Source organism: Rhizobium sp. YIM 134829, from assembly GCF_046546455.1.
This window is the reverse complement of sequence record NZ_JBKHKI010000002.1, coordinates 312,196-330,479: the sequence shown is the minus strand read 5'-3', so window position 1 is coordinate 330,479 and position 18,284 is coordinate 312,196. Positions and strand designations below refer to the sequence as shown.

At 64.9% G+C, this 18,284-nt stretch carries 19 protein-coding genes and 1 pseudogene; 12 read left to right on the top strand and 8 right to left on the bottom strand.

Annotated elements, in window-relative coordinates:
• Positions 1-93: 93 nt before the first annotated feature.
• Positions 94-576 carry a class I SAM-dependent methyltransferase gene (locus tag ACLE20_RS06485; RefSeq protein WP_410939436.1) on the top strand — a complete coding sequence of 161 codons (483 nt, stop codon included), beginning with the start codon at positions 94-96 and terminating at the stop codon, positions 574-576.
• Positions 577-592: 16 nt separating this feature from the next.
• Here ACLE20_RS06485 and ACLE20_RS06480 read toward each other — a convergent pair whose 3' ends face one another.
• Positions 593-1,477, bottom strand: a complete 885-nt coding sequence (locus ACLE20_RS06480; RefSeq protein WP_410939435.1) for an FkbM family methyltransferase — start codon at positions 1,475-1,477, stop codon at positions 593-595.
• Between the two features lie 326 nt (positions 1,478-1,803).
• On the opposite strand from ACLE20_RS06480, the gene ACLE20_RS06475 reads away from it, so the two are divergent.
• A complete protein-coding gene (locus ACLE20_RS06475; protein WP_410939434.1) occupies positions 1,804-2,199 on the top strand; it encodes a response regulator in 396 nt (131 codons plus the stop codon).
• Between the two features lie 65 nt (positions 2,200-2,264).
• On the opposite strand, the gene ACLE20_RS06470 is transcribed toward ACLE20_RS06475, so the two are convergent.
• Positions 2,265-4,166, bottom strand: a complete 1,902-nt coding sequence (locus tag ACLE20_RS06470) for a PAS domain-containing protein (RefSeq protein ID WP_410939433.1) — start codon at positions 4,164-4,166, stop codon at positions 2,265-2,267.
• Positions 4,167-4,398: 232 nt separating this feature from the next.
• Between ACLE20_RS06470 and ACLE20_RS06465 the strand changes: the two genes are divergently transcribed.
• Positions 4,399-4,554: a hypothetical protein gene (locus tag ACLE20_RS06465; RefSeq protein ID WP_410939432.1), complete on the top strand. Its 156-nt coding sequence runs from the start codon at positions 4,399-4,401 to the stop codon at positions 4,552-4,554.
• A gap of 53 nt (positions 4,555-4,607) precedes the next feature.
• Here ACLE20_RS06465 and ACLE20_RS06460 read toward each other — a convergent pair whose 3' ends face one another.
• Positions 4,608-5,783 carry an aminotransferase gene (locus ACLE20_RS06460; protein WP_410939431.1) on the bottom strand — a complete coding sequence of 392 codons (1,176 nt, stop codon included), beginning with the start codon at positions 5,781-5,783 and terminating at the stop codon, positions 4,608-4,610.
• A 250-nt stretch (positions 5,784-6,033) separates the two neighbouring features.
• On the opposite strand from ACLE20_RS06460, the gene ACLE20_RS06455 reads away from it, so the two are divergent.
• The gene (locus ACLE20_RS06455) at positions 6,034-6,573 is read left to right on the top strand and encodes a DUF3833 family protein (RefSeq protein ID WP_410939430.1); all 540 of its coding nucleotides are present in this window, start codon (positions 6,034-6,036) and stop codon (positions 6,571-6,573) included.
• Between the two features lie 53 nt (positions 6,574-6,626).
• Positions 6,627-7,154, top strand: a pseudogene (locus ACLE20_RS06450) (NADPH-dependent FMN reductase); the annotation flags it as partial.
• A gap of 64 nt (positions 7,155-7,218) precedes the next feature.
• On the opposite strand, the gene ACLE20_RS06445 reads toward ACLE20_RS06450, so the two are convergent.
• Both ACLE20_RS06445 and ACLE20_RS06440 read right to left on the bottom strand, forming a co-directional pair.
• Positions 7,219-8,781 (bottom strand): VOC family protein, encoded by a 1,563-nt coding sequence (locus ACLE20_RS06445; RefSeq protein WP_410939429.1) that lies wholly within the window; start codon positions 8,779-8,781, stop codon positions 7,219-7,221.
• Positions 8,778-9,650, bottom strand: a complete 873-nt coding sequence (locus ACLE20_RS06440) for an SDR family NAD(P)-dependent oxidoreductase (RefSeq protein ID WP_410939428.1) — start codon at positions 9,648-9,650, stop codon at positions 8,778-8,780. Before ACLE20_RS06440 ends, ACLE20_RS06445 begins: the two co-directional genes overlap by 4 nt.
• A gap of 211 nt (positions 9,651-9,861) precedes the next feature.
• Here ACLE20_RS06440 and ACLE20_RS06435 point away from each other — a divergent pair, with 211 nt between their 5' ends.
• Positions 9,862-10,617, top strand: coding sequence for a Crp/Fnr family transcriptional regulator (locus tag ACLE20_RS06435; RefSeq protein WP_410939427.1), 756 nt, complete (start codon positions 9,862-9,864; stop codon positions 10,615-10,617).
• Positions 10,618-10,653: 36 nt separating this feature from the next.
• Here the strand turns inward: ACLE20_RS06435 and ACLE20_RS06430 are convergent, their stop codons facing one another.
• Positions 10,654-10,830: a hypothetical protein gene (locus ACLE20_RS06430; RefSeq protein ID WP_410939426.1), complete on the bottom strand. Its 177-nt coding sequence runs from the start codon at positions 10,828-10,830 to the stop codon at positions 10,654-10,656.
• A gap of 253 nt (positions 10,831-11,083) precedes the next feature.
• Between ACLE20_RS06430 and ACLE20_RS06425 the strand changes: the two genes are divergently transcribed.
• The gene (locus ACLE20_RS06425) at positions 11,084-11,461 is read left to right on the top strand and encodes a response regulator (protein ID WP_410939425.1); all 378 of its coding nucleotides are present in this window, start codon (positions 11,084-11,086) and stop codon (positions 11,459-11,461) included.
• A 164-nt stretch (positions 11,462-11,625) separates the two neighbouring features.
• On the opposite strand, the gene ACLE20_RS06420 is transcribed toward ACLE20_RS06425, so the two are convergent.
• A complete protein-coding gene (locus ACLE20_RS06420) occupies positions 11,626-12,657 on the bottom strand; it encodes a DUF2793 domain-containing protein (RefSeq protein WP_410939424.1) in 1,032 nt (343 codons plus the stop codon).
• 98 nt (positions 12,658-12,755) lie between these two features.
• Positions 12,756-13,532, bottom strand: a complete 777-nt coding sequence (gene cysQ, locus ACLE20_RS06415) for a 3'(2'),5'-bisphosphate nucleotidase CysQ (protein WP_410939423.1) — start codon at positions 13,530-13,532, stop codon at positions 12,756-12,758.
• A 379-nt stretch (positions 13,533-13,911) separates the two neighbouring features.
• Between cysQ and ACLE20_RS06410 the strand changes: the two genes are divergently transcribed.
• The 5 genes from ACLE20_RS06410 to ACLE20_RS06390 are packed head-to-tail and all read left to right on the top strand — an operon-like array spanning position 13,912 to position 18,244.
• Entirely contained in the window at positions 13,912-14,814 is a 903-nt protein-coding gene (locus ACLE20_RS06410) for a branched-chain amino acid ABC transporter permease (RefSeq protein WP_410939422.1), read from the top strand.
• A 2-nt stretch (positions 14,815-14,816) separates the two neighbouring features.
• Positions 14,817-16,211 (top strand): high-affinity branched-chain amino acid ABC transporter permease LivM, encoded by a 1,395-nt coding sequence (gene livM, locus ACLE20_RS06405; protein WP_410939421.1) that lies wholly within the window; start codon positions 14,817-14,819, stop codon positions 16,209-16,211.
• Positions 16,212-16,246: 35 nt separating this feature from the next.
• Positions 16,247-17,122 carry an ABC transporter ATP-binding protein gene (locus ACLE20_RS06400; RefSeq protein WP_410939420.1) on the top strand — a complete coding sequence of 292 codons (876 nt, stop codon included), beginning with the start codon at positions 16,247-16,249 and terminating at the stop codon, positions 17,120-17,122.
• Positions 17,119-17,841, top strand: a complete 723-nt coding sequence (locus tag ACLE20_RS06395) for an ABC transporter ATP-binding protein (protein WP_410939419.1) — start codon at positions 17,119-17,121, stop codon at positions 17,839-17,841. The genes ACLE20_RS06400 and ACLE20_RS06395 overlap by 4 nt, the downstream gene beginning before the upstream one ends.
• Before the next feature lie 58 nt (positions 17,842-17,899).
• The gene (locus tag ACLE20_RS06390; RefSeq protein ID WP_410939418.1) at positions 17,900-18,244 is read left to right on the top strand and encodes a DUF6867 family protein; all 345 of its coding nucleotides are present in this window, start codon (positions 17,900-17,902) and stop codon (positions 18,242-18,244) included.
• Positions 18,245-18,284: the final 40 nt, after the last annotated feature.

The following is an 18,284-nucleotide window of genomic DNA, read 5'->3' as shown; positions in this document are numbered from 1 at the left end:
GCCCGTCTTTCGTGTCGGGACGCTGTTCCTTGTCCCACAGGCGCGCTAGATGCTCCCCCGTTCCCGCATCGCCCGACAGGACAAGCCGACCTCATGAGCCGCCTCGACAGTTTCATCGCCCGCGTCATTGCCCAGCGCATCATCATCGACCATGTGCGGGACGATCTCGATCTTCCGGCCGAGGGTGCTGTTCTGGAGGTGGGGCTCGGCAATGGCCGCACCTATGACCACCTGCGCGAGAAATTCGCCGATCGCCGGATCATCGCCTTCGACCGGGCCGTCGGCTCCCATCCGGCCTCGACGCCGGCCCCGGAGGATACGGTGCTCGGCGAGATCGCCGAAACGCTGCCGGGCTTTGCCGGCGCGAATGCCGCCTTCGCCCATGCCGATATCGGCACCGCGTATCCCGATGTCGATGCCCGCACCAAAAGCTGGCTGCCCGGCGCTCTTGCCGCGGCGCTGGCCCCGGGCGGGATCGTTGCCAGCGGACTGCCGCTCGACCATGCGGATCTTGCACCCCTGCCAGTGCCGGACGGCGTCGATCCCGAGCGCTATTTCCTCTATCGCCGCCGCTGATCCCGGCCAGGCGGGGTCAGGGGAGCAGCAGCAGGTCGAATTGCGGCCGGTCGAGCGGGATGTCGGAGACCCGCATCCGCTCCAGCCGGTCCTCGTGAAAGAGGATGCAGCGGTCGTAATGCCGGGCAAGCTCGCCGGCGAAAAGCCGCGTCGCCTCCGGACCGTAGAAGACCGGCGAGAATTCGAGATAAAAGGGGGTGCGCCGGGCGAGGAGCGGCGTCATGGAGCGGGCAGCCACCGGCTCGTAACCCTCGATGTCCATCCAGATCAGATCGACCTCCTCGGGCGGAATGGCGAGATCGGCGAGAATGCGCGTGACGGGCCGCACGGGCACAGGGATCCGATTGGGCGCCTTGTCGGCGCTGCCCTTCACGGCTGCCGCCACCGCGCTGCTTTTGCCGTGATTGTCGCGATGCTGGTAGAAATCGATGGTCCCTTCCGTCTCGCCGGCCGCGCAGCGCACGGGCACGATCCGCCCGGTCATGCCATTGTCGGCAATGTTTCGGGCGAGGAGCTCGGCATTGCGCGGATCAGGCTCGATGCTGACGACGCGCGCGAAATGGCCACTCAACGCGAAATAGAGGCTCTGCGTGCCGATATTGGCACCGACCTCCAGAAGTGTCCCCGCGCTCGGCAGCAGTCCTTCCCCGGCAAGTACCGCGATCAGCCGATCGACATGGTCGCGCTCGAACTGGCCCTTCCGGTAGATCTTGCGGCCGATATAGTCGTGCGGGGAGAAGCTCATGACATGATCGCCGCAATCGGCGGTCATGCTCAAGACCTTCGGGCTGATGCACTGGATCAGAAGCTCCCGCCCGTAACGCGTGGCGAAGAAGCGACGTGCCAGTCGGTTTCGCAGCTTGCGCCGGGAGCGGCGCCATCGGGCAAGAAGCGGCGTCATGGCGCGGGCCTTCTTCTGAGCTTAACTTTCCGCCTTACAGCACAGGCGCTGGTCGAAGGACAGGGCGGGGCGACAGCAAACTGTTGTTCCAAAGCGCCACGACACCAATCTTCTGCGAGCATTTGCACCGGCGGCGAGGAATTCTTCATTTTTTTGCGGAACCATTCGTGGCAGGTTGCGTTGCGACGGACCCACCTTGTGACAGGTTGCTTCGCAGCGACGGTCCGGGAGGGGCCAGGGGTGAGTGGGGCTTTGTCACACGATCAGGGTGAACGTGCTTTCCGGCATTGTGTCGGCAGGGCCTTCGAAAATTCGGACGTTTCGTCATGGGTTGCAGAATAATGGTGGTGGAAGACGAGATCTTCGTGGCCACCGAGATCGAATATATCGTCGAGGAGCTTGGCCACCAGCCGGTCGGCATCGCAGCCGACACGGCATCCGCCTTCAGTCTGGCGCCCTTCGCCGATATCGCTCTTGTCGATCTGAACCTCAAGGACGGCGCAACAGGGCGCGAGATCGGCCGTCGACTGGCTGAGATGCATGGCGTGACCGTGCTCTACATGACCGCCAATCCCTCCCAGCTCGGCGACGGCGTGCCCGGCACGCTTGGTGTTCTGCCAAAGCCGGTCGCCGAAGACGAGCTGAAAGACGCCGTCCGCTTCACCGTCGCCCACCGCATGACGAAGGACGGGGTCGCCCCGCGCCGTCTGCGGACGTTCTGAGCGGCACCCTGGCTGCGTCTCGCGCGCCGCGAGATTCGTCTTTATTCACCACCCAAGCACTATGACTACGTCCCCGGCCGCCCCAAGCGGCCGCTGCGGGTCAGCGACGCGAGCGGCAGGCGGATGTCGGCGCGCAGGCCATCGGGTTCCCAGGTCTTGGTGATGCTTCCCCCCAACTGCCCCTCGGCGCTGATCGCAATCAGCCGCGAGCCGAAGCCTTCACGGGCCGGCGCGGTGACAGCCGCCTCGGGCACCTCTTCCTTCCAGATCAGGTGATACACATCGGATTCGATGCGCCCGATGAGCCTCACACGACCGCCTGCGCCAGAGAGCGCGCCATATTTGGCGGCATTGGTGCCGAGTTCGTGCAGGATGAGCGCGAGCGGGGTCGCGGCCGCATCGGCGATCGGCGCATCGTCGCCTTCGAGCCGGATCGCGTCGGAACCGTGCTCGCCGGTATAGGGTTCGAGCAGGCGCTGGGTCAGGCCGAAGAAGGTGCTTTCGCCGATGCTCTGGCGCGAGGCATCGCTGTGGGGGCGGATGAAGTCGTGGGCGCGGCCCATGGCGTCGATCCGCCTTCGCAGCTCGTCGGCGAAAGCGCGGGCCGCCGGCTGGGCGCGGGCGGAGAGGCTGATGATGCCGCTGAGTACGGAGAAGATGTTCTTGATCCGGTGGCTGAGCTCATGCGCCACCACCTCCCGCTCGGCCTGAAGCATCTTCGCGTCGTGAATATCGGTGCAGGTGCCATACCAGCGCATGATCGCCCCGGCCGCATCGCGAATCGGCAGGGCCCGGCCGAGCACCCAGCGATAGGCGCCGCTGTGATGGCGCAGGCGATATTCGATCTGATAGGGATCGCCGGTCGCAAGGCTCGCCCGCCAGGCCGCCCAGGCCCGCTCCTGGTCATCGGGATGGAACATGCCGTTCCAGGCCTCGCCATCGGTGGAGCCCGCCGGCATGCCGGTGAATTCGTACCAGCGCGCATTGTAGTAATCGTGGAACCCGTCCGGCCGGGTCGACCACACCATCTGCGGCATGGCGTCGGCGAGCGTGCGAAACCCGGCCTCGGCGCGGGCATGGGCTTCGGCCACCTTTTTTTGCGCGGTGATGTCGATCGCAATGCCGGGGAAGCGCTCGCAGCGCCCCTCCACCAGCAGCGGCCGCCCTTCCGCGAGGACCCAGCGGACCGAGCCGTCGGTCTGCATAAGCCGGTATTCCTGCGAGAAGCGGTCACCCGTCCGCATCGCGTGGTCCATGGCTTCCGCCAGCGCCGCTCCATCCTCCGGATAAACGGACCGGATGAAGGCGGAGATCGGCGCGCCGGCGGCCGCCGCCTGCGGATCGACGCCGTAGAGTGCGGCGAACTTATCGTCGGAAAAGACCCTGTCGGCGATGACGTCCCAATCCCAGATGCCGACGATGCCCGAAGCTTGAAGCGCGAGCGCGAGCTTCTCCCGGTTGCGCTCGAGCGCCGCCTCGGCCTTTACCGCTTCCGTGACCTCCACCACCACCGCCAGCACGGCGATCCCTGTCCCGCTTTCGTCAATGACCGGGCTGTAGTCGAGATCGAGCCAGACTTCCTCCGCAGCGCCGTTGCGATAGAGAACGAGGGGCTGTCGCTTGAAGGTACGCGTTTCGCCGGTCGAGACGGCGGCAATGATGGCGCGGTTGAAATCTGCGACTTCTGGCCAGGCGAGGACAGCAGGCTGCCCGTAGCAAGCCGGGTGGCGGCCCGCGGCGACGGAAGCATAGCCCTCGTTATAGATGAGGACGCCCTCCGGCCCGCAGAGCAGCACCATGGGCACCGGCGAGGACTGGATGACACGAATGGTCGCGGTCAGGGTTGCCGGCCACGCGGCGCGCGGACCGAGCGGCGTCTCCTCCCATCGTGTCGTTTCGAGCAGATCGACGGTACGAGCCGGCAAGGGAGCGGCAGCAGGGCTGTCGGACGCGGAAAAGGACGGCATGAGTGTGTAGAAATCCTCGCGCGGAAGGCGCACAGGCCGGAATATAGACCATTGCGCAGAAAAGTCAGTCCGAATGCCGGCCCTTGCTGCCGCAATCTGCCTGAACAGATTTTCTCATCCAGGCGCAAACCTAGAAAAACGTTCTCTAGTAAATCGGTGTGAAATAAAGAATCCTTAAGCGGAACCGGCAGCCGATGCGTCCGTTGAATCAGCCGATGGAGGAGATCCCGCGATGTCCAAGACAGCAGTGTTTTCGACGCTCACCACCGTCAACGAGACCGGTCGCCGGTCCATGCTGACGGCTGCCACCTTGCCCGCCTGCGCCCGCGTCGTGGCGCTTGTCTCGGCCTTCGGCTTCGTTGCCGCCTGCGTCTTCGGCGCGATCTAAGCCAGTCCCCGTCGCCAAGCCAGGCGGCCACGCTCCGTGACTAGGCCCGGCGGCTAGATGCCGGGCAGCTCGAAGCCGCCTAGGCGGTCGGTCAGCTGGGCGATCGTCGCCTGGTCGGCATTGGCGAAAGCGAAGCGGAGATAGGGCTCCTGCGCCTCGCCGAAGTATTCCCCTGGGATCGACACCACACCGGCGAGCGACGCCAGCTTCCCCGCGACGAATTCGGCGCTGATATCCGGATAGGGATGGCGGACATAGGCGAAATAGGCGCCGATTGCCTTGATGTCCCAGTCCTCGAGGCCGGACAGGGCAGCGCGGAGCGCATCGGCGCGACCGACAATCTCCAGCCGGTTCTGCTCGCGCCACCCTGCCAGTGCGGGGATCGCCTTGGCCACCGCGACCTGTGCCGGGCGCGGCGCACAGATCTGCAGATTGTCCATGATCTTCGCCACCTGCTGGATCAATTGCACGCCCCCGGTGATCGCGCCCAGGCGGTGGCCCGGGATGCAGTAGGACTTGGAGAAGCTGTAGAGGCTGACCACATGGTTCTGCCAGTTCTCCCGGGCAAACAGCCGATGCGGCGGGCGCGTGTCGGGCAGGAAGTCGCGATAGGTCTCGTCGAGGATCAGCCAGATGCCGCGGGTGCGGCAGAGCGTGTCGATTGCTTCGAGAAGCTCCGGCGGATAGACCGAGCCCGTCGGATTGTTGGGCGAGACCAGCGCCAGCGCCCGGACATCGGGATGGAGCGCCGCGGCGACTGCCTCGACATCAGGAAGGAAACCGGCCGCCGCATCGCAGGGGACGAGATCGGTCTCGATGCCGAGCATGGTCAGCGAGGTCTCGTGGTTGAAATAATGCGGATTGGTGAGCAGCACCGTCTGTCCCGGCGCCACGAGCGCGAGAATGGTGGCGACGAAGGCCTGGTTACAGCCGGCGGTGATGTGGATGTTGCGATTGGCGATCGGCGCATCATAGAGCGCCGCGACATGTTCGGCATAGGCCTTGCGCAGGATCGGCTCGCCTTCGATCGGGCCGTAGCCCGCGAAACGCGGCGCTCCGGCGGTCTCCGCCAGCCAGCCGAGCAGGTCGTCATGCGGCGGATAGCCGGGGGCTGCCTGGCTGAGATCGATCAACGGCCCCCGCCCGCCCTCATACATCCGACCCCAGGCGGCCACGCCCGGGATCGGCGGCGGCGTCAGGGCGGAGACGAGGGGGCTGAATTTGGGCATGGCATGTCTCCTCAGGCGGCGCGCACGCCGCATCGCCGGTTCGCGGCTGCTAAGCGCATGGAGTAGCGCCGCAGCCCGCCATTTTCCAGCCCTTGTCGAGGCGCGACTGCCGGGAGGGAGAAGGCGGGCGGCGAAGGACAGGTGCGCGCTCTCGCCGCCGTGACCATTTGCATGCCCGATGCTCCTGCCCAAGGGGCAAACCGATCGCGGCCGTGGCGCGTAGGGAGCGGCAGAACAAGGGAGAAACGCCATGAAGGCCTTCATTTCCACCGCTGCCGGTCTCACCCTGTCGCTGGCACTCGCCGTCCCCGTGCTGGCCGCAACCTCCGCGCCGCCCCGCCCCGTCACGACCTATGACAAGACCGTGATGGAGCGCTATTTCGCCGGCAGTTCCACCGCCAGCGGCACGTTCAAAGCAATCACAGGCTTGCGTCGCGATCTCGACATCCGCCTGCGCGGAACGGTGCGGCCGGGCGGACTGACTCTGCGCGAGGATATCCGCTACAAGGATGGCCAGGCGGAGCGCAAGACCTGGCGCTTCACGCGCACCGGACCGACCACCTATCACGGCACCCGCGAGGACGTGGTCGGCGGCACGACCGTGCATGTGAACGGCAATACCGCACGCTTTACCTATCTCGTCGATCTCGACCCCGGCCCGAAGCAGTCGCTCTACCGCTTCTACGACCGGCTGACCTTCTCGCCCGATGGCCGCAGCATGACGAACACGGCAACGGTGTGGAAGGCGATCTTTCCGGTGGCAAGCGTCAAGATTGACTTTAAGAAGTAGCGTCCGCCCGTCAGCCAGAGGTGAATGGGCGCCGAGGATGACAAGGAGCTCAGATGGTCACGCTGGTCGCAATTTCGGGGAGCCTGCGCACGGGCTCCTACAACACGGCGCTCTTGCGCGCCGCCCTCTCGCTCGCCCCTGACGGCGTCAGCCTCACCGAGGCGAGCATCAGCGGCATTCCGCTCTACAATGCCGATGAGGAGCGTGTCGGCGTGCCGGAGGCGGTTCTCGCTCTACGCGCGGCAATCGCGGGTGCCGATGGCGTCATCCTCTTCACGCCCGAGTACAACAATTCCATGCCGGGCGTCTTCAAGAACGCCATCGACTGGGCGAGTTCGTCTGGCAGTGGTGGCACGAAGGTCTTTGCCGGCAAGATCTTCGCGCTGGCGGGCGCCTCGCCCGGCCCCTTCGGCACGTTGCTCAGCCAGAATGCCTGGCTGCCGGTGTTCCGCACGCTGGGCGCCGATCTCTGGGCCGGCAAGCGGCTGATGCTGCCGAAGGCGGCTGCGGCCTTCGATGCGGAAGGACGGCTGATCGACGCCGAGGCCCGCGACCGGCTCGCCGCCTTCGTCATGGCCTTTCCGACTATGTCCGGGCCCGCAAGGGCGGCTGAGACGGGGAGGGGTGGGCGAAGGCCGCCCGCCCTCAGTCCGCTGGGTCGAGCCCGTCGAGCCAGGTCGCGATGGTGGGCGGGTCGGTCGCGGTCAGCAGATGGCCGGCCTTCAGCGTCACCTTGCTCACCGTCGCCTGGGCCGCACGCAGGTCCTTCTCAAGCTCGGGCGAATATTTGCGGTAGGGGTCGGATTGCCCCTCGATCAACAGGACCTCCGTGCCCTTCAGATCCGCCGTCGGCGTCGTATCCAGCGGGTTCATGCTGCGCAGCAGCGCCGCCCGGCGGATCAGCCCCGGATGGAGGAAGAGGGTGGCGGCGATCAGATTGGCCCCGTTCGAATAGCCGACGAAGGCCGCACGGTCGGGATCGATCTCATAGGCGGCGATGGCGCCTTCGATGAAGGCAGCGAAAGCCTCGGATTCCCCGCGAATATCCGCCTGGTCGAAGGTGAAGGGCGTCAGCCGGCGGTAGAAGCGCGGCACGCCTTCCTCCAGGCTGCGGCCGCGAAGCGCGACCAGCAGCGCATGCGGCGCCACGCGCCGGCCGAGCGGCAAAAGGCTGAGCTCATTGGCGGCGCTGCCATGCAGCAGGAACAGCGTCCGCCCGTCCGGCGCCTCCGGCCGGTTGACGCGGTGGATGAAGGGCAGATCGCGCGCCACCTCCCGTTCTTCGCCCGGCAGGCCGAATTGCGGCAGCACGACGGCCGCATCCTGCCGCTCCGCTTCGCTCTTGCCGGGCAGGAACAGCGTCCGCCCCAACTCCTCTTCCGACTCGTCGAGGGTGAAGCCCGGCTCGTCGGTCGCCACCTCCAGCAGCGTGCGGCCCGGCTCGCGCACATAGAGCGAGAAGAAGTAGCGACGGTCATGCGCTGGCGTCGGTCCGGCCTTTTCCGCCTGCAGCCGATCTTTCAGTGCGAGCACGGCATCGCGCGAGGCGGCGCGCACCGCGATATGGTCGACCGTGCCCGTGCCGGGGGCCGCCTTCCAGAAACCCGCGGCATCGCGCACGTCGATCGCGTCGCCGGCTTCCGAGACGAGCCTCCGCACAGCCCCCTCCCGCCCGGCTTCAGAAAAGCCGAGGTGCCGGCTGATGAAACCAGACGTCTCGTCCGGCGTCTCGGTGAAGATGGTCGCCGCCCGCAGGCGCTGGATCGCGTCCTCGGCGGTCAGATCGGGTGCCACGAAGGGCGCCGTGGCCGAGAGCGACGCTGTTCCGACCAGCTTGACGATCACGCCGTCCGGATCCTTCAAACGCAGCACCGGCTCGCCGAATTCCTGAGCCGGTCCCGTCACCTGCACATGATAGCGCAGGGCTCGCGTCAGCCACTGGCCGATCGCCTCGGGGCGGATGGCAAAAGCGATCTCGCCGGCCTGGCCTTCACCCACCCGGCCGGGCGCGCCGTCCTCCCAGACGAGGAAGGAGACGAGCGAGCCCGGCGAACCCAAACGATCGCCGTAGAAGAGATGGAGCTGGGCCGAATCCTCGAAGCCGGCGGTGCGCTTCACCAGCCGCAGGCCGAGAAACCCGGCATAGAAATCGACATTCTGCTGAACCTTGCGGGTGATCAGCGTCACATGGTGGAGGCCGCTGGTCATCTGCGCGGCTGCCGCGGGCGTTCGGCCTCGAGATAGGTCTTGAAAAGATCGGCATAGTCCGGATGCCAGCGCGACAGAGGCGGGCGATTTTCGACGATATCGCCGGCCGCCCAGAGAATGCGCTTCTCGTCCAGTTCGCGCGGCACGTCGTTGTCCGGGCAGAGAATGTAGAAGTCGCCGCGCTCCAGGCTTTCCAGCATGAAGTCGGCCGTCTGCTCCGCGGTCCAGGCCGCGGCCGGCTTCTCCGTCCGGCCATTGGCGGTGAGCCCGGTATAGACGAAGCCGGGGATCAGCAGATGGGCGGAGATGCGGCAGCCCGGCGTCGAGCGCAGCTCGTGCTGCAGCGCCTCGGTGAAGGCCTTCACGCCGGCTTTGGCGACATTGTAAGCGGGATCGCCGGGTGGGGTGGTGATGCCCTGCTTGGAGCCGGTATTGATGATCAGCCCCGGTTCGCCATGCGCGATCATCGCCGGGCCGAAGATGCGGCTGCCATGGAGGACGCCGCCAAGATTGACGGCCATGACCCGCTCCCAGTTTTCGATCGGGCCGAACAGCGCGCTGCCCGGCTGGATGCCGGCATTGTTCATCAGCACATTGACCTTGCCGAAGCGGGCGATCACATCTTCCTGCAGGCTCTCCAGCGCCTCGAGGTCGCCGACGTCGCAGGCAGCCGCCATCACGCCATCCGCGCCGAGCGGCGAGAGGCTGGCGAGCGCCGCAGCCGTTTCCTCCAGGCGATGGCCCGGCCGGTCGGCGATCACGATCTTCAGGCCGAGCGCGGCGAAGCGCTCCGCTGCGGCACGGCCGATGCCGGAGGCGCCGCCGGTCACCAGGGCGACGGCGTTGGGAAGGAGGGCAGGGTGGGTCATGAGCAGCGTGTCCGGTCTTTTCTTTCGGGCGAGGCGGTTTTTTTCGCCCCATGCGATAATTCGGGATGGATTAGCAAATTTAATGGTGCTGAGGTCAAAACTAGATAAGGGAGCAGCGCAAGTCCATGCTAACCTCCGCGCCCCCGCGTCAGGAAGTTGGGCGGCGCTGCCTCCCGACACCCATCGCTGTGCTCGTGATCCCGAGTTTTGAATGAACGTCCCGAAGACCCGAACCAGCCGGCGGACGCCGTGCGAGCAATGTCCCCTGCGCAGCCTTCCAACATTTCGGGAGTTTGAGCCTTCAGAACTTGCCTTCGTCTCTGATTTCAAGCAGGGCGAGTTGCTGGTCGAACCCGGCGGCATGGTCCTGGCCGAAGGGTCGCACAGCGCCCATCTCTTCACCGTGCTGGCCGGCTGGGGCTTTCGCTACAAGATGCTGGGCGACGGGCGCCGCCAGATCCTGAACTACATCATGCCGGGCGACCTCGTCGGCCTGCAGGGCAGTTTGATGGGAGAGATGCAGCATTCGGTCGAGGCTCTGTCGGCGCTGACGCTCTGCGTCTTCGACCGCGACCGGCTCGGTCAGGTCTATCGCAACCATCCCGAGCTCGCCTTCGACGTCACCTGGATCGCCTCGCAGGAGGAGCGGATCCTCGACGAGCATCTCTTGAGCATCGGCCGGCGCACGGCGCTGGAGCGCGCCGCCTATCTCCTGTCCTTCCTCTGCCAGCGTGCGTCCTATTCCAACCTGTTTCGCGACGAACGCGTGTCGATCCCGATCACGCAGCAACACATCGCCGATACGCTGGGTTTGTCGATCGTTCACACGAACAAGACGCTGAAGAAGCTGGCGGAGCGCAACCTGATCCGCTGGGCAGACCGGGGCTGCGACATTCTGGACGAGGATGGCCTACGCCGTTTGTCCGGCTGGGAAGGGCTGGAGCCCATGCGCCGGCCGTTCATCTGAGGGACCGTTCGTCGCTCGGGATGTGCCGCGGATGGCTCAGGACAGAGCGGAGGGCGCGACAGAGGTGCGCTTCTGGAGATAATCCAGCATGCGGGCGAGCAAGGACGGGGTTTTGGCCTGCGTCATTTCGTCCCGTTCGCCGCCGTCCATCTCCTCATGGCCGAAGACGCTGCGGGCGGCATGTTCGAGGCGTTCGATGTCGGTGGCGGTCATGCAATCCTCCCAGAGTGCGCAACCCGATAATGCGCGCGTGCGGGCGTAAGTTCCAGTGGATTCCGCGGATATCATTACCGTGATCGCGCCCCGAACGTCCGACGCGGATACAATGCGTGAGGCCCTTGACGAGGCGGCCTGTTGCTGTGTCTTATTTAAATGTGAGGCTGGGGTTACAACCCTATAAGCAGACTTTGAGAGCTACGAATCAAAGGGGTATCGTGGCTTGCGCATTCAACAGGAAAAGAGACCGGTGCCCGATTTGGAAACATCGTTCCCGATCAAACGGGTGCTTGTTCTCGAAGACAATTTCATCATCGCCATGGAAGCCGAGGATATCCTGCGGACTCTGGGCGTGGAACATGTCGACATCGCCACGAATGCAGCCCAGGCGCGCGGCCTGCTGGATGAACAGGCCTTCGACTTCGCGCTGCTCGACGTCAATCTCGGCAATGAAACCAGCTTCGACTTCGCCGATCTCTTGACCTCCCGCATGACGCCCTTCGGCTTCGTCACCGGCTATGGCGAAAGCGCGGTTTTCCCGGTCGAGCTGCGCGATCGTCCCCGCATCACCAAGCCCTTCAACGAAACCTCCATGGGCCAGCTGCTGCAGTCCGTCGCAGGGTCGTAAGACTTCAGCCGGCGGTTACAGCGGCACAGGCCCCCTCCGGGCTGCCGCCCATCTCCCCCACAAGGGGGAGAGACCCAGCCGCGCCCGCTCGACCGGTATCAAATTCTCAGTCTGATCGACATGAGACGGGTCGCCAGTTGCGTAAACGGGGAGAGCGTCTCCCCTCACAGCATCAGCACCATCAGCTCCGTCTTGTCCGCGCCGAAGTCGATGGATGCGGAGCCGGTATGGCGGATGGCCAGCGTGTCGCCGGCTTGCAGCAGGGCGAGGCCGCAGGTGCTGAGGCTCTGCATGGCGGGCGTGCCTTCGGCGCCGCGGAGCGTGGCGATCGCGGTTGCGCCATTCACCTGCACGGCAGCCGAAAAGGCCCCGGCCGGATCGACCTCGACGCGGAGCAGGACGAGATAGGCGCCGGCAACCGGGATGACCAGCGACTGGCCGCCCCCCGGAAGCGACGCGCCGAGCGCCATGCCGCCATTGGCGATCGAGAGGGTGGAAAAGCCGGTCAGCGCATTGTTGGCCGGCGTCTGGATCCCGGCATTGCGCGTGGCACGCGCGAAGGGGCGGAGCGGCGTGCGCACCTGGCCGGCTGCGCCGATGGTCAGCGCGGTCAGCCAGTCGGCGCCGTTCGGACTGATCTTGATGGCAAACTCGTCCGATCCCGCCAGCCCCATCTCCGCCCGGCCGGAATAGCCTGTCTGGTAGATCAGGCTGGCGGTGTCCCCGGCGGCCGCCTTGTTCAGCGTCAGCCGGTGGCCGTGGCCTTCATGGGTGAGAAGTGTTGCTTCGCCTTGGACCACGAGCCGATTGGCGCCGGTCGCCTGCGCGTTGATCCCCAGTCGCTGCAGACCGGCGACCGCATCGAAGGGGGTCCAGGCGTTGCCGTTGAAGAGCTGGAGAGCCTGGATATCGAGAAAGAAGGCACTCCAGCCGCGCCGTGGCGCGATGAACAGCCAGCTGCCATCCTGGCGGACGGCGATCAGCCCGGCCTTCCCCACCCAATCGCCGGTGGGGGACGGGCCGACGGCATAGCAGCTGCCCTCGGGAGGATTGGCCGGAGGAGCGCTGCGCGTCTCCGACACCACCAGTTGCGTCACCGCATCGAGCCGCTGCAGCGCCTCGTTGTGGGTGACGTGCTTCTGCGCCTGCGAGGGCAGGATATAGGGCATTTCGAGATTGGCGGTCACGTCGGTCATGGCGCTCTCCGTTCAAAGAGCGCCAGTCTGAGGCAGGCCGAGGGTGCGGGGAGGCTGGGGCCGAGCGCCAGACCCTTCCGGCCGGGCCGGACGACCGGTCAGGCGCGGCCGCGCGAGACGAAGGAGGGATTGGCGAAGTCGACGTCGCTTGGCTGGTTGCGCTTGCCGTAGACGAGCGGCGTGCCGTCCATCGTCAGCGTCTCGCCGCCGGCCGCGCGCAGGATCGCGTCGCCCGCCGCCGTATCCCACTCCATCGTCCGGCTGAAACGGGGATAGAGATCGGCGAGGCCTTCGGCGAGCAGGCAGAATTTCAGCGACGAGCCGACGGCTTCATAGTCGGTGATGCCGTGTTCGCTGAGATAGGCGACCGTTTCGGCATTGTTGTGCGAGCGGCTGGCAAGCGCGGTCACGCGATCGCCGCGCATGCGACAGCCGATGACCATGGAAGCGCCGATCTCGATCCCGCCCGAGACCACCGACTTGCGGGCGGCAGCGCCGTCGCCGCTGTAGAGAATTCCGAGCGCCGGCGCATAGACGACGCCGGCGACGGGCCGCCCCTCTTCGATCAGCGCGATATTGACGGTGAAGTCATGATGGCGCCCGACGAATTCGCGGGTTCCGTCGAGCGGGTCGACGAGGAAGAAGGCGCGTCCGTCGATCTCCGGGACCTGCCCGGCCGAGGCGGCTTCTTCGGCGACAACCGGGATTTGCGGAAAAGCCTCTTCCAAATGGCGCAGGATGATACGCTCCGCCGCCTCGTCGGCGTCGGTCACCGGCGAACAATCCGCCTTCTGACGCACCTCGATCCCTGCCTCGTAGACGCCAAGGATCACCCGCCCGGCCTCCACGGCGGCCTTCTCCAGAATCTCGAGCATTGCGGCTGTCCGCCTCTCCTCACGCATGTGTGACGCCTCGTCCCAGCCTCCAATGTAGCGAGGCTCAAAGCTTGCGTCATCCCAAACCCTATGACGAAGCGTCACAATTCGTGCCCCGCGACCGGCGGCCAATTTCGACGCTTCGCCTTAGGCATTTCCTACTAGGGTTGCACAACTCTTAGCCGAATTCTTCACGTTTCCGTGCAGCGTGAAACCAATTTGGTCGAAACGTCACCATCGCGTAAAGAAACTGTTGGCTGCTTCTTTTTTGTGCTTTTCTTTTCGATCCAAAACGGTATGGAATCGCCGCAAATGGCGGCCGGGCAAAGGCCGACGACAACAGGCTGGAACAGTGGCAATCCAGCTCAGGGGAAGTTTGATGGAGTACTTCGTCCAGCAGCTCGTCAACGGGCTGACTCTCGGATCTATTTATGGAATGATCGCCATCGGTTACACGATGGTCTATGGCATCATCGGCATGATCAACTTCGCCCATGGCGACATTTTCATGTTGGGCGGCTTTGCGGCACTGATCGTCTTTCTCGTCTTGACCAGTTTCTTCGCCGGCCTGCCGATCGTCGTCATGCTGGTCCTGATGATGGTGGCGGCCATGCTCGTCGCCAGCCTTTGGAACTGGACGATTGAGCGCGTCGCCTATCGTCCGCTGCGCGGCTCGTTCCGGCTTGCGCCGCTGATCACCGCCATCGGCATGTCGATCGCGCTGTCCAACTTCATCCAGGTGACCCAGGGCCCGCGCAACAAGCCGATCCCGCCGATGGTCTCGACGGTTTACGATGTGTTCGGCATCTCCGTCTCGCTGAAGCAGATCCTGATCATCGTCATCACTGCCGTGCTGCTCTCCACCTTCTGGTACATCGTGCACCGCACGCCGCTCGGCCGCGCCCAGCGCGCGACCGAACAGGACCGCAAGATGGCAGCGCTGCTCGGGATCGATGTCGACCGGACGATCTCGGTGACCTTCATCATGGGGGCGGCGCTCGCCGCCGTCGCCGGTACCATGTATCTGATGTATTACGGCGTCGTCTCCTTCAATGACGGCTTTGTCCCGGGGGTGAAGGCCTTTACCGCAGCCGTCCTCGGCGGCATCGGCTCGCTGCCGGGCGCGGTTCTCGGCGGGCTGCTGATCGGTCTCATCGAGAGCCTCTGGTCGGCCTATTTCTCCATCGACTACAAGGATGTGGCGACCTTCTCGATCCTCGCCATCGTGCTGATCTTCAAGCCGTCCGGCATTCTCGGACGTCCCGAAGTCGAGAAGGTATGATTATGGCTTCCATTCCCACTTCAACCTCGACCGCCGCTCCCGACCGGACCGCGCTGGCATTGCGCGAGGCCGTCTATGCCGGCCTCATCTCGCTCGGCCTGTTCATTCTCTTCGTCGGCCTGAAGAGCGAGCAGAACATCAGCAACGAACTGATCCTCAGCCAGCGCTGGGGCCTGCTCGCCATCTTCGTCCTCGTCGCCGCCGTCGGCCGTTTCCTGGTCGTCGCCTATGTCCAGCCCTGGTCGAAGGCCCGCAAGGCGGAAAGAAGCGCCCGCGCCACGCCGACGGACGTCAAGCCCTCCTTCTTCAAGCGCAACCTGTCGCGCATCGCCATTATCGCGCTGCTCTTCTATCCGCCGGTCATCATCGCGCTGGTCGGCGTGCAGGGTTCGCTGAAGTGGGTCGATAATTTCGGCGTCCAGATCCTGATCTACGTCATGCTCGCCTGGGGGCTGAACATCGTCGTCGGTCTCGCCGGCCTGCTCGATCTCGGCTATGTCGCCTTCTATGCGGTCGGCGCCTATTCCTATGCGCTGCTCTCCACCTATCTCGGCCTGTCCTTCTGGCTGCTGCTGCCGCTCGCCGGCTTGCTGGCGGCGCTCTGGGGCATGGTGCTCGGCTTCCCGGTCCTGCGACTGAGAGGGGACTATCTCGCGATCGTGACGCTCGCCTTCGGGGAGATTATCCGCCTGGTGCTGATCAACTGGACGGAAGTGACGAAGGGCACGTTCGGGATCTCGGGCATCGCCAAGGCAACCCTGTTCGGCATCTACACCTTCGATGCCTCCTCGCCGACCAGCTTCTCCAAGGCCTTCGGCCTGGCGTCGTCCTCGGCCTATTACAAGATCTTCCTCTTCTACCTGATCCTCGGCCTTGCGCTGCTGACGGCCTATGTCACCATCCGCCTGCGCCGCATGCCGATCGGCCGGGCCTGGGAGGCGCTGCGCGAGGATGAGATCGCCTGCCGCTCGCTCGGCATCAACACGGTCACCACCAAGCTGACGGCCTTTGCCACCGGTGCCATGTTCGGCGGCTTTGCGGGTTCGTTCTTCGCGGCGCGCCAGGGCTTTGTCTCCCCGGAAAGCTTCGTCTTCCTGGAGTCGGCCGTTATCCTTGCCATCGTCGTTCTCGGCGGCATGGGCTCGCTGATGGGCATCGCGGTCGCGGCCGTCGTCATGGTCGGCGGCACGGAAATCCTGCGCGAGCTCTCCTTCCTCAAAGCCGTGTTCGGCCCGGACTTCACGCCCGAACTCTTCCGCATGCTGATCTTCGGCCTCGCCATGGTCGTGGTCATGGTCCTCAAACCCCGCGGCTTCGTCGGCTCGCGCGAGCCAACTGCCTTCCTGCACGAGCGCAAGGCCGTCTCCGGCAGCTTCACCAAGGAAGGGCACGGCTGATGGCTGCGGCGATGACGGCAAGTTCTGGATCCCCCATGATGAAAGACCCGATCCTCAAGGTCGAGCATCTGTCGATGCGCTTCGGCGGCCTGATGGCGATCAACGACTTCTCCTTCGAAGCCTATCGCGGCGAGATCACCGCGCTGATCGGCCCGAACGGCGCCGGCAAGACGACGGTGTTCAACTGCATTACCGGCTTCTACAAGCCGACCATGGGCATGATCACCATGCGTCAGAAGGCTGGCAAGGAGTACCTGCTGGAGCGCCTGCCGGATTTCGAGATCACCAAACATGCGAAGGTCGCCCGTACCTTCCAGAACATCCGGCTCTTCACCGGTCTGACGGTGCTCGAAAACCTGCTGGTCGCGCAGCACAATGCGCTGATGCGGGCGTCCGGCTATACCTTCCTCGGCCTGCTCGGCTTCCCGGCCTATCGCCGCGCCTCGAAGGACTCGATCGAGCTCGCAAAGTACTGGCTGGACAAGGCCTCGCTTCTGGACCGGGCCGATGATCCCGCCGGTGATCTGCCCTATGGCGCCCAGCGCCGGCTGGAGATCGCCCGGGCCATGTGCACGGGGCCGGAGCTTCTCTGCCTGGATGAGCCGGCGGCTGGCCTTAATCCGCGCGAATCCCTGGCGCTGAACACCTTGTTGCGCGGCATCCGTGCCGACAGCGGTACGTCGCTGCTTTTGATCGAGCACGACATGTCCGTGGTCATGGAGATCTCCGACCATGTGGTGGTGCTGGAATATGGACAGAAGATCTCGGATGGAACGCCGGACTTCGTGAAGAACGATCCGAAGGTCATCGCGGCCTATCTGGGTGTCGAGGACGATGAGGTCGAGGACGTGATTGCCGAAGTGGAAGAGGTTGCCGCCGAAGTGACCGGCGAAGAAGGAGGTGCGAAGTGAGCGCGCTTCTTCAGGTCAAGGGCGTCGAGACCTATTACGGCAATATCCGTGCGCTCGGCGGCGTCGATGTTGAGGTCAACAAGGGCGAGATCGTCTGCCTGATCGGCGCCAATGGCGCCGGCAAATCGACGCTGATGATGACGATCTGCGGCAGCCCGCAGGCCCGCACCGGCTCGGTCTTCTTCGAAGGCCGCGAGATCACCCGCATGCCGACGCACGAGATCGCCCGGCTGCGCATTGCGCAATCGCCGGAAGGCCGGCGGATCTTCCCGCGCATGACCGTCTACGAAAACCTGCAGATGGGCGCCAGCCTCGACAACCTCAAATATTTCAACGAGGACGTCGAGAAGATCTTCACGCTCTTCCCGCGGCTCAAAGAGCGCCAATCCCAGCGCGGCGGCACGCTGTCCGGTGGCGAGCAGCAGATGCTGTCGATCGGGCGCGCGCTGATGGCGCGGCCGAAGCTGCTGCTGCTCGACGAGCCGTCGCTGGGGCTGGCGCCGCTGATCGTCAAGGGCATCTTCGAGGCGATCCGTAAGCTGAACGAAACAGAAGGGCTGACCGTGTTCCTCGTCGAGCAGAACGCCTTCGCGGCGCTGAAGCTCTCCCATCGCGGTTATGTCATGGTCAATGGCCAGGTGACGATGAGCGGCGGCGGCAAGGAACTGCTGGCCAATCCGGAAGTCCGCGCTGCCTATCTCGAAGGCGGCCACCATTGAGCGCCCGGCCCTCCTTGAGCGGCCGATCCGCTCCCGCCTCGCGTGAAGGATAAAAGAGATGCAAGGCATTCTCCACGAAGAACCCTCGATCCTGCAGTTCCTGCTGATCACCTGCCTGATCGGCGGCTGGACCGCCTGGCGCACCGGCAAGAGCGTTGCCGATGGCTGGCAGACCTATACGACGGTGGTGATCTACACTTTGCTGCTCGGCGTCGCCATCCGCTTCGTCCATCATGCGCTCTTCGGCGGCACGATGTTCAGCCTGCACTACTACGTCGTGGACACGATCATCCTTTTGTTGTTTTCTACCGCCGGCTTCCGGTTCTACCGAACGCGGCAAATGACGACGAGCTATTACTGGCTCTACGAAAAAGCCTCGCCTTTCAGCTGGAAGGCAAAATAAGGGAACACTGGCGGCTTGCCGCTGGAAAAGACACCGGCGC

Excerpts from the sequence above, each read along its gene's own strand:
- ACLE20_RS06485 (WP_410939436.1), top strand. The coding sequence starts at position 94 with ATGAGCCGCCTCGACAGTTTCATCGCCCGCGTCATTGCCCAGCGCATC.
- ACLE20_RS06480 (WP_410939435.1), bottom strand. The coding sequence starts at position 1,477 with ATGACGCCGCTTCTTGCCCGATGGCGCCGCTCCCGGCGCAAGCTGCGA.
- ACLE20_RS06475 (WP_410939434.1), top strand. The coding sequence starts at position 1,804 with ATGGGTTGCAGAATAATGGTGGTGGAAGACGAGATCTTCGTGGCCACC.
- ACLE20_RS06470 (WP_410939433.1), bottom strand. The coding sequence starts at position 4,166 with ATGCCGTCCTTTTCCGCGTCCGACAGCCCTGCTGCCGCTCCCTTGCCG.
- ACLE20_RS06465 (WP_410939432.1), top strand. The coding sequence starts at position 4,399 with ATGTCCAAGACAGCAGTGTTTTCGACGCTCACCACCGTCAACGAGACC.
- ACLE20_RS06460 (WP_410939431.1), bottom strand. The coding sequence starts at position 5,783 with ATGCCCAAATTCAGCCCCCTCGTCTCCGCCCTGACGCCGCCGCCGATC.
- ACLE20_RS06455 (WP_410939430.1), top strand. The coding sequence starts at position 6,034 with ATGAAGGCCTTCATTTCCACCGCTGCCGGTCTCACCCTGTCGCTGGCA.
- ACLE20_RS06445 (WP_410939429.1), bottom strand. The coding sequence starts at position 8,781 with ATGACCAGCGGCCTCCACCATGTGACGCTGATCACCCGCAAGGTTCAG.
- ACLE20_RS06440 (WP_410939428.1), bottom strand. The coding sequence starts at position 9,650 with ATGACCCACCCTGCCCTCCTTCCCAACGCCGTCGCCCTGGTGACCGGC.
- ACLE20_RS06435 (WP_410939427.1), top strand. The coding sequence starts at position 9,862 with ATGAACGTCCCGAAGACCCGAACCAGCCGGCGGACGCCGTGCGAGCAA.
- ACLE20_RS06430 (WP_410939426.1), bottom strand. The coding sequence starts at position 10,830 with ATGACCGCCACCGACATCGAACGCCTCGAACATGCCGCCCGCAGCGTC.
- ACLE20_RS06420 (WP_410939424.1), bottom strand. The coding sequence starts at position 12,657 with ATGACCGACGTGACCGCCAATCTCGAAATGCCCTATATCCTGCCCTCG.
- cysQ (WP_410939423.1), bottom strand. The coding sequence starts at position 13,532 with ATGCTCGAGATTCTGGAGAAGGCCGCCGTGGAGGCCGGGCGGGTGATC.
- ACLE20_RS06410 (WP_410939422.1), top strand. The coding sequence starts at position 13,912 with ATGGAGTACTTCGTCCAGCAGCTCGTCAACGGGCTGACTCTCGGATCT.
- livM (WP_410939421.1), top strand. The coding sequence starts at position 14,817 with ATGGCTTCCATTCCCACTTCAACCTCGACCGCCGCTCCCGACCGGACC.
- ACLE20_RS06400 (WP_410939420.1), top strand. The coding sequence starts at position 16,247 with ATGATGAAAGACCCGATCCTCAAGGTCGAGCATCTGTCGATGCGCTTC.
- ACLE20_RS06390 (WP_410939418.1), top strand. The coding sequence starts at position 17,900 with ATGCAAGGCATTCTCCACGAAGAACCCTCGATCCTGCAGTTCCTGCTG.